This window comes from Rhizobium sullae (assembly GCF_025200715.1).
GTDB classification, from domain to species: Bacteria; Pseudomonadota; Alphaproteobacteria; order Rhizobiales; family Rhizobiaceae; genus Rhizobium; species Rhizobium sullae.
This window is the reverse complement of sequence record NZ_CP104144.1, coordinates 852,357-878,709: the sequence shown is the minus strand read 5'-3', so window position 1 is coordinate 878,709 and position 26,353 is coordinate 852,357. Positions and strand designations below refer to the sequence as shown.

At 58.6% G+C, this 26,353-nt stretch carries 25 protein-coding genes; all 25 read left to right on the top strand.

The features are described 5' to 3' along the window. The first annotated feature begins 28 nt into the window (after positions 1-28). The 25 genes from N2599_RS24930 to N2599_RS24810 all read left to right on the top strand — a co-directional run bounded on the left by N2599_RS24930 (position 29) and on the right by N2599_RS24810 (position 26,352). Positions 29-736, top strand: a complete 708-nt coding sequence (locus N2599_RS24930; protein ID WP_156915291.1) for a hypothetical protein — start codon at positions 29-31, stop codon at positions 734-736. A 389-nt stretch (positions 737-1,125) separates the two neighbouring features. Then, positions 1,126-2,910: a sensor histidine kinase gene (locus tag N2599_RS24925; RefSeq protein ID WP_244914993.1), complete on the top strand. Its 1,785-nt coding sequence runs from the start codon at positions 1,126-1,128 to the stop codon at positions 2,908-2,910. A 56-nt stretch (positions 2,911-2,966) separates the two neighbouring features. After that, positions 2,967-3,560, top strand: a complete 594-nt coding sequence (locus N2599_RS24920; protein WP_245209258.1) for a response regulator — start codon at positions 2,967-2,969, stop codon at positions 3,558-3,560. 53 nt (positions 3,561-3,613) lie between these two features. Continuing rightward, positions 3,614-4,945, top strand: a complete 1,332-nt coding sequence (locus N2599_RS24915; RefSeq protein ID WP_027510908.1) for a GDSL-type esterase/lipase family protein — start codon at positions 3,614-3,616, stop codon at positions 4,943-4,945. A 154-nt stretch (positions 4,946-5,099) separates the two neighbouring features. After that, the gene (locus tag N2599_RS24910) at positions 5,100-5,531 is read left to right on the top strand and encodes a hypothetical protein (protein ID WP_027510909.1); all 432 of its coding nucleotides are present in this window, start codon (positions 5,100-5,102) and stop codon (positions 5,529-5,531) included. 45 nt (positions 5,532-5,576) lie between these two features. Next, the gene (locus N2599_RS24905) at positions 5,577-5,726 is read left to right on the top strand and encodes a DUF5989 family protein (RefSeq protein ID WP_087002203.1); all 150 of its coding nucleotides are present in this window, start codon (positions 5,577-5,579) and stop codon (positions 5,724-5,726) included. 14 nt (positions 5,727-5,740) lie between these two features. Then, complete coding sequence (locus N2599_RS24900; protein WP_027510910.1) at positions 5,741-7,573, top strand: carbamoyltransferase family protein; 1,833 nt, start codon at positions 5,741-5,743, stop codon at positions 7,571-7,573. A gap of 239 nt (positions 7,574-7,812) precedes the next feature. After that, complete coding sequence (locus N2599_RS24895; RefSeq protein WP_198521622.1) at positions 7,813-8,871, top strand: glycosyltransferase family 4 protein; 1,059 nt, start codon at positions 7,813-7,815, stop codon at positions 8,869-8,871. Then, on the top strand, positions 8,868-9,842 hold the full coding sequence (locus N2599_RS24890; RefSeq protein ID WP_027510911.1) for a sulfotransferase: 975 nt from the start codon (positions 8,868-8,870) through the stop codon (positions 9,840-9,842). The genes N2599_RS24895 and N2599_RS24890 overlap by 4 nt, the downstream gene beginning before the upstream one ends. A 260-nt stretch (positions 9,843-10,102) precedes the next feature. Then, entirely contained in the window at positions 10,103-10,801 is a 699-nt protein-coding gene (locus N2599_RS24885) for a CerR family C-terminal domain-containing protein (RefSeq protein ID WP_027510912.1), read from the top strand. Then, entirely contained in the window at positions 10,798-11,808 is a 1,011-nt protein-coding gene (gene hlyD, locus N2599_RS24880; RefSeq protein ID WP_027510913.1) for a secretion protein HlyD, read from the top strand. Before N2599_RS24885 ends, hlyD begins: the two co-directional genes overlap by 4 nt. Beyond that, complete coding sequence (locus N2599_RS24875) at positions 11,805-13,547, top strand: ATP-binding cassette domain-containing protein (RefSeq protein ID WP_027510914.1); 1,743 nt, start codon at positions 11,805-11,807, stop codon at positions 13,545-13,547. The genes hlyD and N2599_RS24875 overlap by 4 nt, the downstream gene beginning before the upstream one ends. Beyond that, a complete protein-coding gene (locus N2599_RS24870; RefSeq protein WP_100771982.1) occupies positions 13,544-14,698 on the top strand; it encodes an ABC transporter permease in 1,155 nt (384 codons plus the stop codon). Before N2599_RS24875 ends, N2599_RS24870 begins: the two co-directional genes overlap by 4 nt. A gap of 1 nt (position 14,699) precedes the next feature. Further along, positions 14,700-15,812: an ABC transporter permease gene (locus tag N2599_RS24865; protein WP_027510916.1), complete on the top strand. Its 1,113-nt coding sequence runs from the start codon at positions 14,700-14,702 to the stop codon at positions 15,810-15,812. A gap of 234 nt (positions 15,813-16,046) precedes the next feature. Continuing rightward, complete coding sequence (locus N2599_RS24860; protein WP_027510917.1) at positions 16,047-17,372, top strand: ABC transporter substrate-binding protein; 1,326 nt, start codon at positions 16,047-16,049, stop codon at positions 17,370-17,372. A gap of 101 nt (positions 17,373-17,473) precedes the next feature. Beyond that, the gene (locus N2599_RS24855; RefSeq protein ID WP_027510918.1) at positions 17,474-18,439 is read left to right on the top strand and encodes a carbohydrate ABC transporter permease; all 966 of its coding nucleotides are present in this window, start codon (positions 17,474-17,476) and stop codon (positions 18,437-18,439) included. Continuing rightward, a complete protein-coding gene (locus tag N2599_RS24850; RefSeq protein WP_027510919.1) occupies positions 18,436-19,389 on the top strand; it encodes a carbohydrate ABC transporter permease in 954 nt (317 codons plus the stop codon). Before N2599_RS24855 ends, N2599_RS24850 begins: the two co-directional genes overlap by 4 nt. Continuing rightward, the gene (locus N2599_RS24845; protein ID WP_027510920.1) at positions 19,386-19,598 is read left to right on the top strand and encodes a hypothetical protein; all 213 of its coding nucleotides are present in this window, start codon (positions 19,386-19,388) and stop codon (positions 19,596-19,598) included. Before N2599_RS24850 ends, N2599_RS24845 begins: the two co-directional genes overlap by 4 nt. 3 nt (positions 19,599-19,601) lie before the next feature. Next, complete coding sequence (locus N2599_RS24840) at positions 19,602-20,699, top strand: ABC transporter ATP-binding protein (protein WP_027510921.1); 1,098 nt, start codon at positions 19,602-19,604, stop codon at positions 20,697-20,699. Then, on the top strand, positions 20,692-21,699 hold the full coding sequence (locus tag N2599_RS24835) for an ABC transporter ATP-binding protein (RefSeq protein WP_027510922.1): 1,008 nt from the start codon (positions 20,692-20,694) through the stop codon (positions 21,697-21,699). The genes N2599_RS24840 and N2599_RS24835 overlap by 8 nt, the downstream gene beginning before the upstream one ends. Positions 21,700-21,750: 51 nt before the next feature. Continuing rightward, entirely contained in the window at positions 21,751-23,391 is a 1,641-nt protein-coding gene (locus N2599_RS24830) for a dihydroxyacetone kinase subunit DhaK (protein WP_027510923.1), read from the top strand. Between the two features lie 28 nt (positions 23,392-23,419). Then, a complete protein-coding gene (dhaL, locus tag N2599_RS24825) occupies positions 23,420-24,034 on the top strand; it encodes a dihydroxyacetone kinase subunit DhaL (RefSeq protein ID WP_027510924.1) in 615 nt (204 codons plus the stop codon). Next, the gene (gene dhaM / locus N2599_RS24820) at positions 24,031-24,429 is read left to right on the top strand and encodes a dihydroxyacetone kinase phosphoryl donor subunit DhaM (protein ID WP_027510925.1); all 399 of its coding nucleotides are present in this window, start codon (positions 24,031-24,033) and stop codon (positions 24,427-24,429) included. Before dhaL ends, dhaM begins: the two co-directional genes overlap by 4 nt. Then, positions 24,429-24,773: an HPr family phosphocarrier protein gene (locus N2599_RS24815; protein ID WP_027510926.1), complete on the top strand. Its 345-nt coding sequence runs from the start codon at positions 24,429-24,431 to the stop codon at positions 24,771-24,773. Before dhaM ends, N2599_RS24815 begins: the two co-directional genes overlap by 1 nt. After that, a complete protein-coding gene (locus tag N2599_RS24810; protein WP_027510927.1) occupies positions 24,757-26,352 on the top strand; it encodes a putative PEP-binding protein in 1,596 nt (531 codons plus the stop codon). The genes N2599_RS24815 and N2599_RS24810 overlap by 17 nt, the downstream gene beginning before the upstream one ends. Position 26,353 lies beyond the last annotated feature (1 nt).

Sequence of the window (26,353 nt, the reverse complement as noted above, 5' to 3'; positions counted from 1 at the left end):
GCGGCGGTTGGTCTGATGGGCCGCCGCCATGCAGCGCCAAGATCCGTCGCGCGTATCCGGCACTTGGCCTATTGTTGTTGATCCCAATGCAGCGTCCGGACCGCGTCTGCTGCCCGGCCGTCCGGGTCGGAAATCTCACCCCCTATATCCAAGGACATATATTCCGCAGACGGAGAAGGAGCTACAGTATTTTGTCGAAATGGCTGGCGGGGATGGTTTCCGCTGGGTGATTTGCTGTGCGATGCTGTTCTGCGTATGGCTGAATTGCCGGGTCGGAATGTTTGGCCAGGAGATGACCATGTTAGGCTGCAGCGTCATCGAAATCATGCCATCGAACGGGCGGTTACCTGCCGAATTGATCGAAGCAGGCTATCGGTCGAGCCAATATGGTCTCGTCGTATTTGTCCTGAACAACGTGACGCCGCAGGCTATTAACTTGGTTCTCGACCCGGTCGTCAGGACAATGCCGCTGTCGATTCCAGGCGTGCTTTACATTGAAATTGGCGACGAGCAGCGAGTGCGCGACGCGATAACTTCCGCGTCGATCATATATTTCGCAAGCAACGCCCTCTACAACTTGGCGGCCAGCTATGGCGTATCGCCGGCGCTGGTCTATTCGGATTTACCCCCGCAGCCGAACGACACAGCCGAGCTCCCGGCTATACACAGACAGGTTCCGCCTCCGGAAACCGTTGATTGGCGTCGCCACAGCTTTCATCATGTTTTCGCGGCATAGCCACGACTACAATTCTGCTTCGCGTGAACTAATAAAGTTCACAATGCGAGGCGAAGATAAGAATACAATCCCTGCTGAATTCCAGATGACCAAGAAGCCTCCGGCTGGCGGGAAGAGATGGCACGCGTATTAAAAATGAGTTGCCACGGCCTTCAAGCAGTCAGTCGTTCGCATGATTGGAGCAATGCAATTCATCATTCTGTTTAAGTTCATTTTTTAGTATGTTATATAGAAGTAATAAACGTTCCAGGACTCAGGAAGCAGCAAGTCCATGGCCTGAGAATATCCCAGTCGTCACATCGAGTAGTTAGCAGTCGGCAGGTTAATTCTGAGCGCCGTTTACGAGCGAGGGCAAAGCAGCCCGGCTCGGCCATCGCTGGAGACGGGCCATGCGCATGAAAGTCTGGCGAAACTTCTTCCTCAGGGCCTATAACGCCTCGCCTGTTCGACCCCAGGATCTTAGCACAACCGACGAAGCAGACGCCCCGAGCCGTCAAACGACCTGGATCAACACGCATCGTGCCCGTGCGGATAAGGTCATCGCGATTGGCCGTGTCATGTCGGCGATCGGCAGCGTTCTCCTATCCTGGCTCGACGCGGAGCATCAGCTAATTTCTGCGGCGTTTGTGTTTCCGCTTCTGTCGGCCTATCTCTCATACGCGATCCTTTGCGCAATCCACGTTTGGAGAAGCAAGATTTCGCGTGTTAGCGGGACCCTCATACGCCATGTGGTCGATGTCGCGACCTTTGTTGTCTTCATGCTACTTACTGGCGGAGCTTCCAGTCCATTTTTCATATTTATGCCCTTCGTTCTCCTGAGTGCGACGCTGCATTGGCGTTGGCGAGGTGCGTTTTGGACGGCCCTCGTCTGCATGACGGCCCCTGTATACCTGATGGCGTTCGAAACCACCTCCGACGTGACGACGGACATGTCACACATGCTGTTCGTGACTGTCGCTGGCACTTTACTGGTCTGGCTCGGTGCTCACCAGGAAGTCGTTCGCGCCGAGATGCTGCGCCTGGTGGAGAAAACTCCTGCGGCACCCGAAGGGCCTGAGTGGCCCGCTGACGCGGCTCTCGAATACGCAGCGCACGTGATGCACTTGCCCCGCGCACTCCTTATCTGGAGCGACTCGGATGAGCCGTGGACGTATGTAGCAGTGCGCAAGAATGGCGCTTGCAGTGTCGCGCAATTGCCGCCGGACGCCTATTGGCCATGGGTCGCCGAACCCTTGCAACGCGCGAGCCTCTTAATCGCCGACGCCGTACATTCCCAGGTCCTCGTCCACCGGGGCGAGGGATATTTCGACGAATGGGCTGACGCGATGTCACCTGTTTGTCCTGCGCTCGCTGCCGATTTTTCGATTGCCTCGGCCGTCTCGACACAATTCCGCGTCGATGATCTTGAGGCGCGCATATTTCTCTTGGATCCACCGACACTTTCTCTCGACGACGTGGCGGTTGCAGAGGTCATCGCCGACAGGATCAAAGCAGTGTTCGAGCAGGCCATGTTGATGCGCAGGCTTAGCGATGCAGCGGCTGTCGAGGAGCGTATCAAGATCGGGCGCGATCTTCACGACGGAGTGCTTCAAGCTCTGGCCGGAACGGCGTTGCAACTCGAGTCCCTGCGTTCATTCACTCTCGGGGAGCATCAACAGATCGACGGGCGCGTAACTGCAATCCAAGCCATGCTTGCCGACGAGCAACGCGAACTTCGCTCTTTCATCCATGCGCTCGAACCAGGTCAAGGGTACCGCACCCTCCCCGAATCTCATTTGGCACTGCAATTCGAGGCATTGGCCCGGCGTTTACGAAAGCAATGGTCGATCGATATTCGCTTCGCTCTCAACCCTATAGATCTTCGTCTTCCCGCCACGATGGTCTACGAGCTAATACGCATGGCTTCCGAAGCCACTGCCAATGCGGTGCGTCACGGTGGCGCGCGAACGCTTGAAATCAACTTGCAGCTGGATGCCGGCACGATCTTGCTGACGGTCGATGATGATGGATCAGGCTTCGGCTTTGAACGACGGTTTGATCATGCGGAGCTGAAGAACAGCAAGACCGGACCTCGCAGCCTTCGCGAACGGGCCGCAGCCCGTGGTGGAGAACTTTCGATCGACAGGGTTGCGCAGTGGACACGCATATTGATCAGATTGCCGGTGCACCCATGAGCTTGCGCATTGTCATTGTCGATGATCACCTGATTGTTCTGGACGGATTGCGCCGCATGATCGAGACCGAGGACGACTTGCTGGTGATCGCTACATGTCAAAGCGCGTTACACGCAATCGAGGTGATCGATGGGGAAAAGGTTGATCTCGTCGTGCTGGATCTTCGAATGCCCGCAATGAGTGGACTCGAGTTCATTCATTACATCCGCGCCAGTAGGCCGGACCTGCCAATCGTCGTCCTTACCGCCGATATCAGTGACGAAAATCTGGCCATAGCCATGCAATATCGCGTCAATGGCATTGTGCTGAAGGAACAGGCACCGACGGTACTTCTCAACTGCATCCGGACCGTTGCCACCGGCGGCACATATCTTACGGACAAAAACCTGGTCTGCGCGCTGGACAGGCTCCGCGAAAGCGATTTCCAATATACCTCCCTTCTGCAAGCATTGACACCGCGTGAAGTTGAGGTTTCGCGTCTTGCTGCCGATGGATTGCGCAGCAGGGAGATCGGGGACGAGCTCGGAATTTCTCACGGCACCGTCAAACTGCATCTTCACAGCATCTACGGCAAACTTGGCATTTCATCACGCGTTGAGCTAGCAAACCTAGCAAAACGGCAATGGCTGACGAATGACAGCCGATTTTAGCAAGACGTCAAGCGCGACCTTTTGAAGCCCAAAGGCGAGAAAGCAGAAACGTTGTGATCAAGCGAAAACGTGGCATTCTAATCTGCGTACTCATTGCTGTTTATCTTCTGGTGAGCCCGGCATATGCGCTTTTAAACTTTCGGGATTTTGCCTCAGACCTTCCACTTTTCATCCGCTATGTCGCCGTACCTGGTCTGCTCGGCGTTGCCTTCCTGGCAACAGCCTTGTTTGCGAAACCGGCTTTTGCAACGGCGGTTGGCGTTTACGGACTGAGCGTCCTGGTGGCCCTTTTCGCATTCGAGGCGTTTCTCGCCTTCCAATCGATTTCGGTGCGACTGGCCATGCTGGGCCAACTCAGCCCTGCGCAGGCTGAAACGGTTGAGCAGGACAAGAACATCGTCCGCGGCTTCGCGCTAGGCAGTCTGAATCGTTTCTTGGAAACAGACGCGCTATCGACAGCGCTTTTGTCGGGCTTCCCAAACACCGACGTCGTTTTGTGCACGCCTGACAATCAAATCATAAAGTACACTGCGGACCGCTATGGCTTCAACAATCCGGACGATGTCTATGACAAACAGCTGGACTTGATGCTTTTGGGTGATTCCTTCGTCGAGGGGTTCTGCCTGCCACCAGGCCAGGATCTTGCGTCGCGTCTAAGGGCGAGCGGTTTTTCCGCGGCGGGGGCGGGAATTCGCGGTAACGGCCCCTTGCTCGAACTCGCGACTCTGGGCCGTTTTGGGCCGCTCTTTCGACCACGCCACGTGGTGATGGTTTTCTTCGAAGGCAATGACTGGGAGAATTTCGAGACCGAGCTAGGCAAGCCCTGGCTGCGCGATGCGCTATCGCCGACCGCCAACTTTGGAACACCGTCGACCGCGCAGCAGGCCTTGCTTGAGGCCAGAGTCATATTGAACCGGAACAACAGCAAGCCCATCAACTTCGTTGATGTACTGAAACGAACAGCGATGCTTCGAAACTTCCTCGCCCTGCAGCAAACCTTTACGAGGCTCGGGCTAATTTACCCGAAGGCTGCACGTGTGATGCCGGAATTCAGGGAGACATTGCGTCGAGCTAAAACGCTGGCCGCCAGATGGGGTGGAAAATTCGCGATTGTATATGTGCCGAGAGTCGACCGCTTCATCGGTCCGTTCTCGACAGACGGCGTCTTCGATCAGCTCCGTACGATCGTGACCGATGCTGCGGCAGCCGAAGGAATCGAGGTCATTGATCTGTGCCAGGCGCTGGAGAGCCAACCCGACCCAGCGCGCATGTACGCCCCCGACAGCCATTTCAACCGCGACGGAGCAGCCTTTGCCGCCGATGTCATCAGCCAGCATCTGCAAACCGTCGACAGCACGTCCAAGACTGCAACGAATGTCAGGTAACTGCGTAAGGCTGCGGGAAGAACGCAAACGCTGTCTATATCCATCGGCATATTGACCGGGACGGTGCGTACCTGTTGAATCCACCGCGAGGCTAATAAAACGATAATCGAGCTGCGTCCCTTACGTCTGTTCCCTGGTCTATGGGCAAGAAACAGTGAGCGAATCGCACGAGCTATTATTCGAGGATATTCCCGAAGGGCCATCGAATCGTAATTTCGGTTACACGGTGGGCGGTATCCTCCTTTGTCTTGTTACGGCAAGATGGATCATCAGCGGAACGATGACACCCGTCATGCTGGGCTTTGCCAGCTTGGGTGGCCTTCTGGTTCTGCTGGCTCTTATTTACCCGGTCTCTCTGACCATGCCCAATCAGGTTTGGAGCAAGCTCGGCCTGCTCCTATTCAAGGTCGCCAACCCCGTGGTGATGCTCTTCATCTATGTGACGACGTTCGTGCCGATCGGGTTCGCCCTGAGAATGCGCGGCCACGATCCTCTCGCGCTACGATTCGACCGGGCGGCAGCCACTTATTGGACCAACCATCCACTGGAGGGGGCGGATCCGTCCACAATGCGAAATCAGTTCTGACGACGCAGTTTTCGCTGCGATCGAAGATCGATGAAGGACCGACACATGGAAATGGTACGCGAGCTTTTCCTCTATATGCGCATCCGCAGGAAATTCTGGCTGTTGCCCGTCCTTATCATGGTCACTGTCTTTGGAACTCTTGCGGTCCTGACCCAGGGCACCGCGGTTGCGCCCTTTATCTACACCCTGTTCTGACCGGGAGAGAATTAGTGCGCGTTCTCGGGATCTCGGCCTTCTATCATGACAGTGCGGCAGCCTTAATCGAGGACGGACGTATCGTCGCTGCAGCGCAGGAAGAGCGCTTCACCCGCAGGAAGCACGACGCGGCCTTTCCGACGAGGGCGATTGAATACTGTCTGGCCGAGGCAGGCTGCAGCATGGGAGAAATTGACCATGTCGTCTTTTATGAAAAGCCATTCTTGAAGTTCGAGCGATTGCTTGAAACTTATCTCACAACGATCCCGAGAGGCTTTCGCTCGTTCAAGACCGCGATGCCGATATGGATCAAGGAGAAGCTGTTCCAAAAGAAACTTCTGCGGCAGAGGCTCGGAAAACTGGCCGGCTCGAAAGAGTGGACAGGCTCTCTCCTGTTCACGGAGCACCATCTGGCGCATGCAGCCAGCTGTTACTTTCCGTCTCCTTTTTCGGCTGCGGCGGTGCTGACAATGGACGGCGTGGGCGAATGGTGTACGACATCAATTGGCCATGGTGTTGGCGATCGCCTCGCCCTTTTGAAGGAGATACACTTCCCCCATTCTCTGGGCCTGCTCTATTCCGCCTTCACCTATTATACGGGTTTCAAGGTAAACTCCGGCGAATACAAGCTTATGGGTTTAGCGCCTTACGGGCGTCCTCGTTTTGCCCAGACTATTCTAGATTATCTGATCGACGTGAAAGAGGATGGCTCATTTCGCCTCGATCAGCAGTATTTCGACTACTGCACGGGTCTTACAATGACCTCGCCGGCGTTCCACCGCCTCTTCGGAGCTGAACCACGAAAGCCGGAATCCACCCTGACCCAGCGCGAAATGGACCTGGCTGCGTCCGTCCAGGCGGTGACCGAAGAGGTGGTTTTGAAACTCGCACGCTTTGCCCAACGAGAAACGGGCGAAACAAACCTGTGCCTTGCCGGTGGTGTCGCGCTGAATTGCGTCGCAAACGGCAAGCTCCTTAAGGCAGGCATTTTCGAGAACATCTGGATCCAGCCGGCAGCCGGCGACGCTGGAGGTGCTCTTGGCGCGGCCCTTGCCGTTTGGCACGGATTCCTCCGCAATGGTCGGATAGTCAATGGTCGCGATAGCATGGCCGGTGCCTATCTTGGCCCGGCCTACGGCCAAAAGGAGATCGAACAGCGCCTTGCTGCCGCCGGCGCCATCTATGACGTTCTCTCAGACACCGACGTTGCCGAGAGCACTGTCGATGCTCTCGTCGAGGAGAAGGCTGTGGGATGGATGCAAGGGCGCATGGAATTCGGGCCCCGCGCGCTCGGGGCCAGATCCATATTGGGTGATCCGCGGTCGCCTACCATGCAGAGAACGCTGAATCTCAAGGTTAAATATCGCGAAAGTTTTCGTCCGTTCGCTCCATCCGTGAGGCGCGAGGATATATCGGACTGGTTCGATATCGATGTCGACAGTCCCTACATGTTGCTCGTTGGCGACGTATTGCAAAGTCGAAGACATCATCCGAACACGGACGAGGAGGAATTGTTCGGCATCGACCGCCTGAACGTCTCACGATCGGAAATCCCGGCTGTTACTCACGTCGATTACTCGGCTCGCGTGCAGACAGTGCATAAAGAGACCAATCCCCGTTACTGGGAGTTGCTGACTGCCTTTAAGGCGCGCACCGGCTGTCCCGTTCTGGTCAATACAAGCTTCAACGTGCGTGGCGAGCCGATCGTCTGCACCCCAGAAGACGCGTTCCACTGCTTCATGGGCACCGAGATAGAGCGTCTTGTCATCGGCAACTGCGTACTTCGAAAGGACGATCAGCCCGCTCGGCTCAAGCAGGACTACAAGGAGCACTTTGATCTCGACTAAGTAACTCCTGTGCCTCTCGGATGAGAGATGGTGTGCTGCGCGTCGGATACCAAGCGGAGCTTTATGGGAGAACCTTGTTCAAGACGACCGGAGCGGGACAGCGAAGGTTAGGAACAACCTCAATCATCGCCGGGCCGCGAACCCGGCAGCAGCACCTGCGATTGTGAGGAAGCATGCGACTTGCGTTAGTTGAAGCAGGCCTCGGCGCCGGAGGGACTGAACGGGTCGTCAGCCTTATCGTGAAAGACCGCCACGCGCGCGGCGACGAAGTGCATGTCTTCGCTTTCATCTCCGATGAGGACGACAGTTATTTTTCCTTGCCCAGCGGCGTGATTGTCCACCGGTTGCCGGACGCCCAGGTGGGCCCGTTTTCCAGGGGCTCTTTCAAAACCGTGAAACGGATCTTGCGGCTCCGCTCAGAACTGCGAAAGCTTCGCCCGGACGTCGTGCTTTCCTTTCTGACAAAGATCAACATTGTTTCCCTGCTTTCCACGCGCGGACTAGGCATTCCAGTGGTGGTGTCGGAACGCAACAATCCCGATGCTCAACCCAGGCATTTCCTCTGGAATATGGTCGAGCCCTTGGTTCTACGGCAAGCTCACCGCTTGATCATGCAAACAGAGGCCATCTCAAAAACTCTGCCCACATCGTTGAGAGCAAAGGCGGTCGTCATCAGTAATCCTTGTGACCGAAGCCGCGACCTTCCTGCCCGTAGAGCTTTACGTGTCGTGGCAGTTGGGCGACTGGTGGATCAGAAGGGTTTCGATACGCTTATTGAAGCATTTGCCAAAGTATGTGCGGAGGTTCCCGAATGGTGCCTGACGATCTATGGCGAAGGTCCGGACCGGCACCAATTGCAACAGAGGATCCGGGCTCGGCATTTGCAGGACAGAATCTCGCTTCCCGGCGTGACGGCAAAGGCCGGCTCCTGGATTGATGACGCCGCCTTGTTCGTCCTCAGTTCGCGTTATGAGGGATTTCCCAACGTTTTGATGGAGGCGATGGCGGGGGGACTGGCGGTTATTTCCACGCGATGCGATTTTGGCCCGGCGGAGATCATCGAGGACGGCGTCTCAGGCCTTCTCGTTCCCGTCGACGACGTCGATCGTTTAGCGGCCGCGTTGAAGACCTTGATGCTGGACGATAGCCTGCGTGGAAGCTTTGCGGAAGCCGGCTATCAAACCGTCCGCCGCTTTGCGACGGGAACCGTCATGGCAAAATGGGATTCCTGCATCAGGCAGGTGACTGCAACCAACCGGTGGAGCCAAGGGCGCTCGCTGAAAAAGGGGGCGCGATGAACTTCAATCGGGTGATTGATAGCGGAGGAACGGCACCCGCGGACGCAGATTTCGCCGACATACTTATCCATATCGGCTATCACAAGACCGGATCGACCTATCTGCAGGACCATTGCTTCCAGCCCATCAATGGTTACTCCAGCGACATCGGCGGGTCGAGAACGCGCATTGTGAAAGATATCGCATTCCCCGACAATTTCACCTTCGACCCCTCTGGGTGCCGAAACCTTTACCTCCCCTACATCGAGACCGCGCGCGTCAACGGTCTGCGCTTCGTCCTTAGCCACGAACGACTTTCCGGATATCCGCCGAGTGGCGGTTACGATCGCATGCTGATTGCGGATCGGCTCGTGCACACGTTCCCCTCGGCGCGAATTTTGATCGTGGTACGAGAGCAGGTATCGCTCATCAGATCGATATATAGCCAGTACATTACCGACGGCGGGAACCTCTCGCTCGACCGGTTTCTTGAGACCCCTGAGCCGCAATTAGGACGCATGCCTGGATTCCGTCTCGAGGTCTACGAGTTCGACCGGCTGATCCGGCACTACCAGGAGCTCTTTGGCCGCGTCCTGGTGCTGCCTTTCGAGATGATGGTGCGGGATCTGGAAGGCTTCGTGGGGCAAATCACCCAGTTCATGGAGATGCCGCCTCCCGCCGTGATCGCAAAGGTCCTCACCAACAGCAGGCGTCCGGTTACGATGCAAGTCATTCAGCGCTTTGCAAACCGCCTTATGAGCAACAACGAACTCAGCCGCGGCGGGATCGTTCAAATCCCCCGCTTCGCGCGGCGCTTCGGACTGCTGCAGCCGGTCTTCGAACACCTAACTCCGCAATCATTTGACGAACGGCTTTACAGGAATATCGACCGAAAGATACGCGCATTCGTTGGTGGCCACTATCGGCATAGCAACCGTCGCGTCATCGCGTTAACCGGCCTGGATCTGGAAGAGTTCGGTTATCCGGTCTGATGCATATTGTGATCAAGCATCGAATGCAGCCCCGCATCAAATGTCATTAAGTGGCTGAATTTGCTAGTAAATTCTGTGACACCGTGGCATGTGAATAAGAACCGAAGTTCGACCGTTTCGGCGCACAACCTTCGATACCGATCCAACCATTTCAGACGGCGCTCGTTTTTTGCCATCGTCGCCAACCTTTGCAAACTGGCTTCCGAAGAAGAATAATTCATTCGATTGACTGAAAACTCAAGGCGATGTATAATCGCGCTATGAAAGAGATCAGCAACGCAAAAACTGACACTCCCCGAAGCGACGCCACCCGCGAGAAGCTGCTTGCAGCGGCACTCGACGTGTTTGGCCGATATGGCTTCGATGGCGCCAGCACGCGCAAGCTTGCCGATGCGGCAGGCGTCAACCTGCAGGCTATCCCCTACTACTTCGGCGGCAAGGAGGGGCTTTACATCGCGACCGCAGAATATCTGGCCGGCGTTGTCGCGGGACATGTCGCCGAGATACGGCACCGCGTCGGCCGTCATCTTGCGGAACTCGATGAAGCGAATATGCCCCTTAATGCCTCGCAGGCGCGCCTCTTTCTGACAGAGATCGTCGAGACGATGGTGGTCCTCTTTGTCAGCCGAGAATCCGAGGCCTGGGCCCGTTTCATCATCCGAGAGCAGCTGGAGCCGACGGCGGCTTTCGAAAGGGTCTATGCCGGCATCATGGGGCCGATGATCAATATGGGACGGCGGCTGATCGGAGCTATCCTGAAAGACGATCCCGCCTCCGAAAACGTGCGCCTGCGCAGCCTGTCCTTCGTCGGCAGTCTTCTGGTTTTCCGGATGGCGAATGCTGCCGTGCTGGCGCAGATGGAGTGGGACCACATCGGCGAAGAGCAGATCGCAAAGCTGCAGGCCCATGCACGTAACCTTGTCGCCGTGCTCGAACCGGCGAAAGGAGAACCAGAATGAACAAGATCATCCCGGTTACGATCCTTCTTGCCGGCGCAGCCGCGGCTGGCTGGTGGTACGACATGCCGTCCAGGCTCGGCTGGGCGCAGCAAAGTGAGAGACAGTTAACGCTCTACGGCAATGTCGATATCCGCCAGGTTTCGCTCGCTTTTCGGGTCAACGGCCGGATCGAGGAAGCGCACGTCGACGAAGGTGATTCCGTAAAGCGCGGCGCTGTTCTGGCGCGGCTGGATAACGAGCCTTACGACTATGCAGTCCGCTCGGCCGAGGCAAATGTTGCTGCGCTGCGTGCCACGCTCGACAAACTCAAGGCCGGTCCGCGGCCGGCAGAGATCGCGCAGGCAAGCGCCTCCTACAACGAAAGCCTTGCTGACCTGGAGAATGCCAACCTTGCTTATGATCGTGCCCGGCAGCTGCGGCCACAGGGTACGGTTTCTCAGGCTGGTCTCGATCAGGCGACGGCTGCAAGAGCAATGGCTGCGGCCCGCGCCGAATCCGCAAATCAGGCGCTCGCTTTGCTGAAGGAAGGCAGCCGCGCTGAAGACATCGCTGCGGCGGCGGCCCAGTTGAAAGCGGCCGAAGCAACGCTTTCGACGGCGCGGACCTCACTTCGCGATACGGAGCTTCGCGCCCCGAACGACGGGATCATCCTGTCACGGATCAAGGAGCCCGGTGCGATCGTATCATCCGCCGATGCCGTCTATGTGTTGTCGCTGACGGAACCCGTCTGGATACGCAGTTATGTCACAGAGACGGAACTCGGCCGGATTCATCCAGGCATGAAAGTCAAGGTCACGTCCGATACCAAACCGGATCAGCCCTATGACGGCACCATCGGCTTCATTTCCCCGGTTGCGGAATTCACGCCGAAATCTGTCGAGACGCCGGAACTTCGCACCGACCTCGTCTATCGCTTGCGCGTGGTCATCGAAAAACCCGGACCGGATCTTCGCCAGGGCATGCCGGTGACGCTTCGCTTTCCATCATTGCAGGCAGCGGAAAAATGAGTGCTCCGGAAAAACCGCGCGATACCGCCGAACTCGTTCGCCTGAAGGACGTGACGAAACGTTTCGGCGAGGCGAAACCGGCACTCGATGCGATTTCAGCGTCGATCGACGGCGGCAAGATCACGGGTCTCGTCGGGCCCGATGGTGCGGGCAAGACCACGCTTATCCGCCTGATGACCGGTCTCATGCTTCCGGAAAACGGCACTGTCGAGGTGCTGGGTTTCGAAACGCGCGATCGAGCAGCCGACATTCAGGCCGCCATTGGCTACATGCCCCAGCGCTTCGGGCTTTATGAAGATTTGTCGGTCCAGGAAAACCTCGATCTCTACGCCGATCTGCGCGGACTGCCGAAGAGTGAACGGGCGGCGACCTACGATGAACTTCTGACCTTTACGGACCTGAAGCGCTTTACCGGACGTCTTGCCGGAAAGCTTTCGGGTGGCATGAAGCAGAAGCTCGGCCTTGCCTGCGCGCTTTTAAAGAAGCCTCGCCTCCTGCTCCTCGACGAACCCGGGGTGGGCGTCGATCCGATTTCCCGGCGCGATCTCTGGAAGATGGTCGAGAATTTGACGGCGGAAGGCATCGGCGTCGTCTGGTCGACGGCCTATCTCGACGAGGCGGAGGCCTGCGACCGCGTTTTGCTGATGAACGAGGGTAAGCTGCTTTTTTCCGGCGAACCGAAGGATCTGACCGGCCGCGTCAAAGACCGCGTCTTTCGGTTGACCGGTGTTTCGGGACGGCGCCGTCAATTGCTTGCAAAGCTCCTAGACGAAGACGGCGTTGTCGACGGTGTTATCCAGGGTGAGGCAATCAGGCTGGTTACCGCAACAGGCCACGACGGTCGCTTTACGGCAGCTGGCACAGCAAAAATAACCCCCGCCGAGCCGCGTTTCGAAGACGCTTTTGTCGACATGCTGGGCGGAGGGCCGGGTGGCCGGTCGAGGCTTGCCGAAGCGCAGGAGCCGCTGGCGCGCAATGACGACAGGCCGGTTATCGAGGCGAAGGGTCTTACCAAGCGCTTCGGCGACTTCACGGCGGCCGACGACATCACCTTCGACATCCCGCGCGGGCAGATATTCGGACTGCTTGGGCCGAACGGCGCGGGCAAATCAACGACATTCAAGATGCTCTGCGGACTTTTGAAACCGACAAGCGGCGAAGGCCGGGTGGCCGGCTTCGATCTGCGGCGCGATGCGGCCGAGGCACGCAACCGTCTCGGCTACATGGCGCAGAAGTTCTCGCTCTACGGCGACCTCAGCGTGGCGCAGAATCTCGATTTCTTTGCCGGCGTTTATGGCCTGAGAGGCGTGCGCAAGCGCGAGCGGACGCAGTTGATGACGTCGATTTTCGATCTTGGGTCGCGTCTTGCGATGTCCGCAAAGGATCTGCCGCTCGGGCTCAAACAGCGGCTGGCGCTTGCCTGCGCCGTCATGCACGAGCCTGAAGCGCTCTTTCTAGACGAACCCACTTCGGGCGTCGATCCGATTACGCGCCGCGAATTCTGGACACATATCAACGGGCTCGTCGAAAAGGGCGTCACCGTCCTCGTCACCACGCACTTCATGGACGAGGCCGAATATTGCGATCGTATTTCGCTGATCTATCGCGGCCGTTCGATCGCACTCGGTTCTCCGGATGAGCTGAAGGCGCGTTTTGCAAATGCCGACAATCCCGATCCGACCATGGAGGACGCATTTATCGCGCTGGTGCAAACCTCGCAGGAGAGGATTGCGGCATGACGGCTCTCCTCCCCGCAACGGGCGCGCTGTCCCGCTCCAGCCGAACCCGCCGTTTCGCAGCCTTGGTTCGCAAGGAAAGCTTTCAGGTCATCCGTGATCCGAGCAGCATTCTGATTGCATTTGTGCTGCCGCTCATCCTGCTCTTTCTCTTCGGTTACGGCGTCTCACTGGACACGACGCGGACGCGAGTCGGCTTGGCAATCGAGGAAACAACACCGCTGACGAATGATCTGGCCGCAAGCTTCCAGGCATCACGCTATTTTTCGGTGACGACAGGCCGCGACAGGCGGCTTTTCGAAGAGGACCTGGTGCTTTCCCACATTCGCGGCATCATCGTCATCCCGGCGGATTTCTCGAGGAACTATGCAGCGGGCAACCGGCCGCAGGTCCAGGTGATCGTCGACGGTTCCGATCCTAACACCGCCAATTTCGTCCAGAACTATGTCCAGGGCGCCGTCGCCAACTGGCAGCTGCAGCAGCAGTCCGAACTGGCCGCAGGCGGGCCGCCGATTTCCGTGGAGCAGCGCTTCTGGTTCAATCCGGAACTAACCAGCCGGTCGTTTCTGGTGCCGGGGTCGATCGCAATTGTCATGACATTGGTCGGAACGCTATTGACGTCGCTTGTCGTTGCCCGCGAGTGGGAGCGGGGTACGATGGAAGCTATGATGGCAACGCCTGTGACGGCCGCCGAGCTGCTTGCCGGTAAAATCCTCCCCTATTTCGTGCTCGGCCTCACATCGATGACGCTTTGCGTGCTGCTCGCCATCTTTCTGTTCGGCGTTCCCTTTCGCGGCTCCGTCCTCGCGCTCTATGCTCTGTCCGCAGTTTTCCTCATGCCGGCCCTCGGGCAGGGCCTGCTGATCTCGGCTATCACCAAGAACCAGTTCCTCGCCTCGCAGCTGGCGCTGATTACGGCCTTCCTTCCCGCCTTCTTGCTGTCGGGCTTTCTCTTCGAGATCAATTCGATGCCGACGGTGATCCAGTGGATTACCTTCATCGTGCCGGCGCGCTATCTGATTCCCAGCCTGCAGACGGTTTTCCTGGCCGGCGATATCTGGCCGATGTTCCTCCATGCGATCCTCGTGATGTTTCTGATCGGATCCGTCCTTTTCCTGCTTGCCGCGCGCAGCACCAGAAAGAGGATTGCCTAAGATGTGGTGGACCCGATTGAAAGCGCTCATTGTCAAGGAATTGCTGGCCGTGCTCCGCGATCCGAGGGGCCGTACCATACTGATCGGCCCACCGATCGTGCAGTTGCTGGTCTTTTCCTATGCGGCCACGCTCGAGGTTCGAAATGTCGATGTGATGCTGCTCAACCGCGACAGCGGTTACTGGGGACAGGAACTCGTGCAGCGCATCGACGGCTCGCCGACATTCCGCCAGGTTATCATCGCCGGCACGCCAGCCACCGTGCGGGACGCAATCGATCGCCAGACAGTAACCGCCGCAATCGAAATCGGCGCTGATTTCTCGCGCAAGATCGAAGCCGGCGAACCGGCCGATCTGCAGGTCATCCTTGACGGCCGGCGCTCCAATGCGTCGCAGATCGTCTCGGGATACATCACGCAGATCGTCGCAGCATTGTCCGCCGAGACCCCAGCAGGCATACGTGGAGGTGCCCGTTCCGTCACGACAGTGCCGCGCAACTGGTTCAATCCCAACCTGATCTTCCAATGGTTCATGGTGCCGAACCTGATCGCGAGCATCGCACTGCTCATCGGGCTCATCGTCACCGCCCTTTCGATCGCCCGCGAACGCGAGCTTGGAACCTTCGACCAGTTGATGGTCTCGCCGCTTCGCACCCATGAGATCCTGATCGGCAAGCTCATCCCGCCGATGATGATCGGGCTTTTTCACATGACGGTCTATATCCTGGCAGCGATCTTCATCTTCGGCGTGCCGCTGCGCGGCTCGCTGCTGCTTCTTTACGGCAGCTCGCTCTTCTATCTCGCCTCCGTTGCCGGTCTGGGGCTCTTCATCTCCGCCTTGTCGATGACGCAGCAGCAGGCGATCCTCGGTGCCTTCCTGTTCATGGTGCCGGCCATGCTTCTTTCCGGCTTCGCGACACCGATCGAGAATATGCCCGACTGGCTGCAGCCGGTCACGCTGATCAACCCGCTGCGCTACTTCCTGGTGATCGTGAAGGGCATCTTCCTCAAGGACATTCCCCTCATGGAGGTGTGGCACCAGACGTGGCCACTCTGCGTGATCGCGGTCGGAACCCTAAGTGCTGCGTCATGGCTCTTTCGCAGAAGGCTCGAGTGATTATTCCGACGCGCCCCAAGAGGCGCTGAATTGCCTTGCAGTGCTTCCCCCTCATCCGGTCACCCGCAAATTACGCGCGGCGCCGCAACATCGCCGCTTGCATTGTTTATCAAAATGCGTTTTACTAAACACATTGCTAAACATGATGATTGAGGAGTTCATGTGAGCATTCTTTAGAAGTGGGTGAACTTGCGACGCCGGTGGGGAGCCGGCCTTTGGTTCTGGGAGGAACTTATGCAGAAGAAATCGAAAGCCCTTCTCGGGCTCGCCTCGGCACTTATGCTGTCGTCGGCATTGCCCAATCTTGCGAAAGCCGATGAACTGACGCTCTGCTGGGCCGCGTGGGACCCGGCCAATGCGCTCGTGGAACTGTCGAAGGACTTCACCGCAAAGACCGGAACGACGATGAAGTTCGAGTTCGTCCCGTGGACGAACTATGCCGACCGCTTTCTCAACGAACTCAACTCTCATGGCAAGCTCTGCGACCTGATCATCGGCGACAGCCAGTGGATCGGCGGTTCGGCGGAAAACGGCCATTATGTTAAGCTGAACGACTTCTTCGACAAGGAAGGCATCAAGATGGATGACTTCGTGCCGGCAACGGTCGTCGGCTATTCCGAATGGCCGAAGAACACCCCGAACTACTGGGCGCTTCCGGCAATGGGTGACGTGGTCGGTTGGACCTATCGCAAGGACTGGTTCGAAAGGCCGGAGCTGAAGACAGAATTCAAGGAGAAATATGGCTGGGATCTCGCCGCGCCGAAGACTTATGACCAGTTGAAGCAGGTCGCCGAATTCTTCCAGAAGCGCGAGATCGACGGAAAGACAGTCTACGGCGCTTCGATCTACACCGAGCGCGGTTCGGAAGGCATTACCATGGGCGTGACCAACGTCCTCTACTCTTGGGGCTTCCAATACGAGGACCCGAAGAAGCCTTACGAGATGGAGGGGATCGTCAACTCGGCCGAGGCGATCAAAGGCCTGGAGTTCTACAAGTCGCTTTATGACTGCTGCACGCCGCCCGGCAGCTCCAACGTCTATATGGTCGAATCTGCTGACGCCTTCAAATCCGGTCAGGTCGCGATGCAGATGAACTTCGCCTTCACCTGGCCCGGCCTCTACAAGGACGAGAAGGTCGGCGGCGACAAGATCGGTTTCTTCCCCAATCCGGCCGAGAAGGCGCATTTTGCCCAGCTCGGCGGCCAGGGCATCTCTGTCGTTTCCTATTCCGACAAGAAGGACGCCGCCCTGCAATACATCAAGTGGTTCGCCCAGCCTGACGTGCAGGCCAAGTGGTGGGAACTTGGCGGCTTCTCCTGCTTGAATTCGGTCGTCAAGGCGCCGGGCTTCGCCACAAGCCAACCCTACGCCCAAGCCTTCCTGGACTCCATGGCTATCGTCAAGGACTTCTGGGCCGAACCAAGCTACGCCACCCTTCTCCAGGACATGCAGAAACGCGTTCACAACTACGTCGTTGCCGGCAACGGAACCGCGCAGGAAGCGCTTGACGGGTTGGTGGAGGATTGGACCGAGGTCTTCAAGGACGACGGCAAGATCTAGTGTCCATCTGGACACGCGACATCCTTGTCAGAATGGCGGCTCGGATCGGCAAAGGAGCCTGGCCGCCGGATGTCTCACATACACAAAGACCGGGTGACATCTTGAATATTTCCAATTCCATTGTCGAGCAGGCAGCGGATGCAACAGCAAGGTCAACGCCGGTATCTGTTGCCAGACGCGTCCGCGGTCTGTCGGACAGCGCAATCGCTTGGGTGTTTATCGCTCCCGCCATCACGCTGTTGCTTGCCATCAACATTTTCCCGCTCATCTGGGCAATCTATCTTTCCTTTACGAATTATCGTGCCAACCGGCCGAATGCTGCTGTTGAAGGCGTGGGCTTGCGAAATTATGAGCGCGTCCTCACCGATCCGGACATCTGGCAGGCGATGCAGACCACGGCGCATTTCGTCTTCTGGACGATCATCCTGCAGACGGTAATCGGCTTCACGCTCGCTTATCTGATCGACCGCAAATTTCGCGGCCACGCCTTCTGGACGACCATCATCCTGATCCCGATGATGCTGTCTCCCGCCGTCGTCGGCAATTTCTGGCGTTTTCTCTACGAACCGCAGATCGGTCTCTTCGCTTATGCGGTTTCGTGGCTTAGCGGCATTCCAACATCGGATATCCGGATGCTCGGCGACGTCTCACTGGCGCCCTGGGCGATCATCATCGTCGATACTTGGATGTGGACCCCATATGTGATGCTGATCTGCCTCGCCGGCCTGCGCTCGATCCCCGACTACATCTACGAAGCGGCCGAAGTTGACCGGGCATCGGCTTGGCGCCAGTTCTGGTCGATCACCGTGCCGATGGCCCTGCCCTTCATCATGCTCGCCGTCCTCTTCCGCGGCATCGAGAACTTCAAGATGTTCGACATGGTGACGCTGCTGACCGGCGGCGGGCCTGGCTCGGTCACTGAGGTCGCCTCGATCACGCTGAAGCGTGCAGCCTTCGAAAGCTGGGCAACCGGCCGGGCTTCCGCCTTCGCGATTATTCTCTTCGTCGCAGTTTTCGGCCTCGCCAACATCTACGTCAAAGCCCTCAATAAGGTGAAGCAACGATGAGCTCCGCAAACGCTGCCCACTCTGTCGTCGAGCCTAGCCTCGCCAGTAAGCGGGTCGCCGGCGCGATCGTGATCCTCTATGCGCTGATCACGCTCGTCCCTCTCGTCTGGATTTTCCTAACCAGCATCAAGTCGCCGCCGGACTCCATCAGCTATCCGCCGAAGATCGTCTTTGCACCGTCGCTCGAAGGTTATTGCAATCTTCTGACTACGAGGACGCGGCAGACGCCGGAATATATTGCCTCCCTGCCCGCACCGACCGGCACCTGTGATGAGGTGACCCGCAAGCGCAACATGGTGATCGCCGGCCCCTCAAATTTCCTGCCGCGCTTCGTCAATTCGCTGGTGATTGCCTTCGGCTCCACATTCCTTGCGGTCTTTCTCGGCACCTTGGCCGCGTACGGCTTCTCCCGCTTCAGGGTGCCACTCGCCGACGATCTTTTGTTCTTCATCCTGTCGACGCGCATGATGCCGCCGATCGCCGTCGCGATCCCGATCTACCTGATGTACCGGGAGCTTGGCTTGTCCGACACGGCATTGGGCATGATCCTGCTCTATACCGCGGTCAATGTTTCGCTGGCTGTTTGGCTGCTCAAGGGGTTCATCGACGAAATCCCTCGTGAATACGAGGAAGCTGCGATGATCGACGGCTACACGCGGCTGCAGGCCTTCCGCAAGGTCGTCCTGCCGCAGGCAACGACCGGCATTGCTGCGACCGCGATCTTCTGCCTGATCTTCGCCTGGAACGAATATGCCTTCGCCGCACTTCTGACATCGGGCAGCGCGCAGACCGCGCCGCCATTCATCCCTACGATCATTGGCGAGGGGGGGCAGGACTGGCCGGCCGTCGCTGCGGGGACTACGATCTTCCTGATCCCCATCCTGGTCTTCACCATTCTCCTGCGCAAGCAGCTGCTGCGCGGCATCACCTTCGGAGCGGTCCGCAAATGACGCACCTGATCGAAACGCCCCGCCCTGCCCGTCCGAAACGGCCTTTTTTCCTGCGGCGCGGGCCGATGGAAAACATCGCCACGGTCCTGATCGCAGCGGGCTTCCTGATGCTGTTCCAGCCCTTCCTGTTGGTGCTCTATACCTACTCGCTAGTGACGCTGCTTGCGGGAACGGCGATGTTCATCGTTGTCTCGAAATTCCCGGAGTGAACCATGGCGGAAATCAGAATTGAGCATCTCCGCAAGCAATTCGGCAGCTTCGTCGCAGTCGAGGATTCGAGCTTTATCGTCCATGACGGCGAGTTCCTAGCGCTTCTTGGGCCGTCCGGCTGCGGCAAGACGACCACGCTTCGCATGATCGCGGGACTGGAATTGCCGACCAGCGGCAAGATCTATCTCGACGGCGAGGACGTCACTTTCAATCGTGCCAGCGCCCGCGATATCGCCTTCGTCTTTCAACTCTTCGCGCTCTATCCGCACATGAACGTGCGCAAGAACATTGGCTTTCCGCTGTTGTCGCAAGGAATGTCGAGGGCGGAAATTCAGGCCCGAGTGGAGGAAACCGCGCGCCTGCTGCAGATCGATCATATTCTCAACAGATCCGTCTCCGGGCTTGCCGGTGGCGACCGCCAGCGTGTAGCGCTCGGTCGCGCCATCGTGCGCCGCCCGAAATGCTTCCTGATGGACGAACCGCTCGGCACGCTCGATGCCGAGTTCCGCGAGGTCATGGTTCATGAGCTTCGCGAATTGCACAATCGCATCCACGCGACGACGGTCTACGTCACCCATGATCAGCACGAGGCGATGGCCATGGCCGACAAGATCGCCGTCATGAACCATGGCGTTATTGAGCAGTTCGGGACGCCGCAGGAGATCTACAACAAGCCCGCGACGATGTACGTCGCGGATTTCATCGGGTCGCCGCCGATGAATTTCATGCGCTTTATCTCCGGCCTTCAGAAGGGCGATCGATTCATCTCTCTCGATGGCGTCGTTGTCGCCGTTCCAGAGATTCACCAGGACCTGACCGTAGGCGAGCTGGCACTTGGCGTGCGGCCGGAGCACATCCGCTTCAGTGACGCCTCGACCCTGCGCGGTGCCGTCTATGGCAGCGAGTATCTCGGAACAAATCAGATCGTGGCGATCGAAACCCGCAGCGGACTGATCAAGGCCCGCGTTCCGGCAAACCGCAACTTCCGCATCGGCGAAACGGTCGGTCTCGAATTCAACCCTGCCAATCTAGCGCTCTTCGACTGCCGGTCGGGTCGCGCGGTTGCTTCATCGCTCCATTCGGAGGTCCTGCATGGCTGATGTTGTTCTTAAAGGCCTCAACAAGCGTTTCGGCGACACACAGGCGCTCAGCGCCCTCGATCTTGCGATCCGCGACGGCGAATTCGTCGTGCTCCTAGGACCGACCGGCGCCGGCAAGACGACGACGCTTCGTCTGATCGCCGGCCTGGAGCGGCCCGACAGCGGCCGTATCGAGATCGGCGGCCGCAACGTCGCCGGCGAATCCCCAGCCGAGCGCGACGTGGCTTTCGTCTTCCAGCAATATTCGCTTTATCCGCACATGACGGTCTACGAGAACCTTGCCTTCCCTTTGAAGGCGCCGGTGCGGAAGCTCAGCACTGATGAGATCGATCGGCGCGTGCGCGAGATCGCGCGTATGGTCAGGATCGACCACAAGCTGGAAAATCGCTCGACCCGTCTTTCCGGTGGGGAGATGCAGCGAGTCGCGATCGGTCGGGCGCTGGTGCGTGAGCCCGCGATCTACCTCATGGACGAACCGCTTTCGTCTCTCGACGCCAAACTTCGGTCAGAGCTTCGGCTAGAACTCAAGCGCATCCAGAAGGAACTGGGTTCTACCTTACTTTACGTTACCCACGACCAGGTGGAGGCCATGACGATGGCGGACCGCATCGGCATCGTTGCTGAAGGCAGGCTCCTGCAGGTCGGAACGCCTCGGGAAATCTACGGCAATCCCGCCAGCCTTCATGTCGCAGCCCGCCTCGGTCAGCCGCATATCAATCTCCTGCCCGCCAATCTGCTTCCGGGCGGCAGCCCTCCTAAGGGTACGAAGACAATTGGCGCACGGACCGAGCACCTCGACATCATCGTCGGCAAGGATGCCAATGCCGAGGTCGACTGGATCGAACACCTGGGCGATCAGAACCATCTGCATATCCGCGTTCGCGATCACAAGCTTGTCACACTTGCGGATCCATATCTCGCGATCAGACCGGGCGACAGGATCAATCTTACGCTCCGCGATCCGCTCTATTTCGACGCGAGCGGACAGCGGCTCGCTTGAACCGCGGAAACTGAACCGAAGCAGGCATGCAAAACAGACAGGTCTCAATCAATGAAACATTTCTTCAATCGCCGGGAAAACATCGTCACCGAAGCGCTCAACGGCCTGCTTTTGACAAGCGGTTCGGGCCGCCTCGCCCGTCTCGACACATATCCGGAGATCAAAGTGATCTTGCGCGCGGACTGGGACAAATCGAAAGTGGCCATCATTTCCGGCGGTGGTGCCGGGCATGAACCGTCGCATGCGGGCTTCGTCGGCAAGGGCATGCTGACGGCAGCAGTATCCGGCGAGATATTCGCTTCGCCAAGCGTCGACGCTGTTCTGACGGCGATCCGCGCCGTTACCGGCCCCAAGGGAACTCTGCTGATTGTGAAGAATTACACGGGCGACCGGTTGAATTTCGGTCTCGCAGCGGAAAAGGCCCGCGGCGAGGGTTTCGACGTCGAGATGGTCATCGTCGCCGACGACATCGCGATTGCGGATATCAACCAGCCGCGCGGCGTCGCCGGCACCTTGTTCATCCACAAGATCGCCGGATATTACGCCGAGGCCGGCGAGAACCTGAAGACAGTGGCCGGACACGCCGCCTCGGCGGCAGCCGACATCGTCTCTCTTGGCATGTCGCTTTCGACCTGCAGCGTCCCCGGCCAGTTGCAGGAGGAACGCCTCGGGGCCAACGAAGGCGAGCTTGGCCTTGGCATCCATGGCGAACCAGGCGCCGAGCGCATTGCGCTCCAACCGGTAGCAGACCTCGTGGCCACAATGGCCGAACGGCTTGCCGCGAAGGTTAACCATTCGGCAAGCTATGCCCTGCTCATCAACAATCTCGGCGCCGTACCGCCTCTCGAAATGGGCGTGATCGCCAATGCCGTCCTCTCGTCGTCCCTCTCACGCCGCGTCAAACTGATTATCGGGCCGGCGTCGATGATGACGGCGCTCAACATGAACGGTTTCTCGCTCTCGTTGATCCGGCTGGATGGCGCCCGCGAGGCGGCTTTGATGACTGTGGTCGAACCCCATGCCTGGGTGCCGGCAGTCGAACATCATGAGATCAAGATCGTTGCAGCCCCTCAAACAGGCGCCAAACCGAACGGAACAGCCGCAAGCAGCGACGACGGCCAGAGCCGTCGCCTGATAACCGCGCTCTGCGAGCACCTGATCTCGCTCGAAGACGAGCTTAACCGTTTGGACGGCCGCGTCGGCGACGGCGATACCGGCTCCACGGTTGCGACCGGCGCCCGCAGTGTGCTTGCCCGCATCGACATGCTGCCACTGAAGGAGCCCGCTGCCACGCTGGCTTCGGTCGGCGATATTCTGAGCATCAGCATGGGCGGATCAAGCGGCGTGCTGCTGTCGATCTTCTTTACCGCCGCAGCCAAGGCAATGGCGGAAAAAGCTGATATCGCCGCAGCCCTCCTTGCCGGGCTCGATCGGATGACGTTCTATGGCGGAGCCGAGATCGGCGACAGGACGATGGTCGATGCGCTTGCCCCGGCACTCGCAGCCCTCGCGTCCGGCAATGTCGCGGCGGCAGCGAAGGCGGCAATGGTAGGTGCAGAGTCGACAAAGGCGATGAAGAAGGCAAAGGCCGGGCGCGCGTCCTATGTCGGCGAGAGGGATTTGGAGGGAGTGCCGGATCCTGGTGCTGTCGCGGTGGCAGGAGCATTTGAGGTCGCGGCAGCAATGGCGTGAGAAAGCGCCGCCGTTGGGAGGATATGAGGTGCAGGCAGAACCGGTGCTTGTTGCGGGATTGATCGAAGCTTGCCGCTCGGCCATCGCGGCAAATACCGATCATCTTTGCGCGCTGGATTGCGCGATCGGCGATGGAGACCACGGCATCAATATGCAACGTGGATGGGAGGCGGTAAGCGCAGAAGCGGCGGCGCTTACCGGCCTTCCCTTTCCCGATGCCGTGGAAAGGATTGGCATGACCTTGGTGATGAATGTCGGCGGTGCTGCAGGTCCTCTCTATGGCACGCTGTTGATCGAAATCGGCCGGGAGCTGCGTGCTCGGGACAGGACCGAGGATTTCCCGATCGTATTGAAAAAGGCGATTGACGCGGTTGCAAGACGCGGACGTTCCCATGCGGGCGACAAGACGTTGCTCGACGTGCTCTATCCGGTCCAGGATGCGCTTCAGAAGTGTTCGTCGTTGAACGACATCGCCCAGCAGGCCGAGTTTTCCGCCAACCTGACCGCCGCCATGAAGGCCATGCGCGGCCGCGCGTCGTATCTCGGCGATCGCTCGATCGGCCATGTGGATCCGGGTGCGTCAAGCTGCGCGCTCTTGACCACGGCCATCTGCCGCTATCTCGGGGAGAACCATCCGCAATGAGTGGAAATACCGCAAATGTCGGGATCGTGATCGTTTCCCACTCGCCGCTGATCGCTCGAGGCATTGCCGATATGGTGCGGCAGATGGTGGGCGACTGCGTGCCACTCGCCTGGTCCGGAGGCAACGTACGCGGAGAGCTCGGTACCGACGCCGGCGGCATACTGCGGGCAATCGAGGCTGCCTGGTCCGCTGCAGGTGTTGCCGTCTTCGTCGACCTCGGTGGGGCGGAAACGAACAGCGAGATGGCGATCGAGATGCTCGGCCCGCCGCGCTCGGCACGCGTTGCGATCTGCAACGCTCCATTGGTCGAAGGCGCAGTTATCGCTGCGGCGGAAGCCTCCGGTGGAGCATCGCTGGCGAAGGTCGTCGCCACAGCCGAGGAGCTTTCACCCTGATGAGCCGCGAACTGCAAATAGAAACCATAAAGGCCAAGCCATTGCATGTCAGCTGTCAGACGGACGTGGAGGTCAGGCATGGCGTGGGGCTGCACGCGCGTCCGGCCGTGACGTTCACCCGGCTTGCAAAATCGTTCCCGTGTTCGATCGAAGTTGCAGTCAACGGCAGCGATGTCTGGCTGAACGGCAAAAGCATCATCAAGATAATGGGTGCCAGAATCCGGAAAGGGTCGGTTCTGCGCATAAAAGCCGACGGAATTCTGGCAGACGAAGCAATCAAGGCATTGAAGGAACTCGTCGAACGCAATTTCGATGAGGACAAGAAATATGGCCGAAACGGATAGGCTGAGAGCAACGAGCGCCTCTGCCGGGGTCGCACACGGACCGGCCTATCTGGCCGAGCTGCCGGGTGTCGCCCCTTCATCTCAACGGCAGATCGCTCCGGGCTACCAGGCGTTGATGGACGCCATCGAGACATCGATCCGCGAGCTTGAAGGCCTTGCCGGGAAATCCGATGCCGAAAGCCGGGACATCATCGATTTCCAGATTGAAGTCCTCCGAGACCCGACCATAGTGGAGACTACCGAAGCGCGCATGAATGCCGGAGAAAATTCGATCTTTGCATGGGTCGGCACGCTCGACGACTACATCGGCGAATTGGAGACAGCAGACGAGGAGCAGGTGCAGGCCCGCGCTGTCGATATCCTGGACATCAAGAACCGCGTGCTCTGCGCGTTGGCTGGAACGCCGGTTGCTGATTTCCCCGCTGGCTCGATCTTCGTCGGCAGAGACATGGAACCGAGCCGCTTTCTAGCGCATGATTGGTCGGCGGGCGGCGGCATCGCTCTCTTCAATGGCAGCGCCGCCGGCCATGTCGCGCTGCTCGCACGAGCGAAATCGATCCCGATGGTCGTCGGCGCAGGGCGTTTCGCGGTTTCGGAAGGCGACCCTATCCGGGTCGATGCCGATGCCGGCGCAGTCGTCATCCATGCCGGCGATGCCGCACGCGTTTCGCACCGAACGATTTTGACGCCCGCCGGTCAATGCCCTTGCGACAATGGCGAAATATGCACAGCCGATGACATTCGGGTCCTGCTGTCCATCAATATCAACGATGCAGCAGAGCTGGACGCGGTTGACCCGGCAACGGCAGCAGGCATTGGATTGATGCGGTCTGAATTTGCGGTTTCGTCCGTCGCGGACGCGGCAAACGAAGAAAAGCAGCTTGCCGTCTATCATCGCGTCCTGAAATGGGCGGCGGACCGGCCGGTGACAATCCGTATGCTGGATATCGGCGGAGACAAGCCGCTCACCGGGCTTGATGATCCACCAGCGGCGGCGGATCTGCGGGGCGTCCGTCTCTTGCTCGCTCGCCCGGAAATTGCCCGCGTGCAGGCCCGCGCCCTGCTGCGTGCTGCAGTTTACGGCAATCTGCGCGTCATGTTGCCCATGGTGACCTTTCCGTCGGAAGTCGACGAAATGCGCAGATTATTTCATGAAGAGGCCGCGCGCCTCACCAGCCGCGGCATATCTCACCTCGTTCCCCCAATCGGCATGATGGTGGAAGTACCGATAGCCGCACTGATGCTGGACACGTTTGAAACGGCTGATTTTTTCTCCTTTGGAACCAACGACCTCACGCAGTATCTCACCGCTTCCGCCCGTGATCGCGCGGGCTCGCAGATGTACCTCCACCCAGCCGCACCGGCCGTGCTGCGTTTTCTTAAAGGCGCAATGCGGCTTGCAACACAGGTAGGCAAGCCGGTCAGCATCTGCGGAAGTATCGCAAGCGATCCGCAGCGGCTTCCGGGACTGCTCGCGATCGGTTTGCGGCATTTTTCCGTGGCGCCCGAACAACTTCGCGCGATAAGATCAGCAATCGTCGGATTGAGAGCCGATGGAACAAAGGCAGTCGGAGACTAAA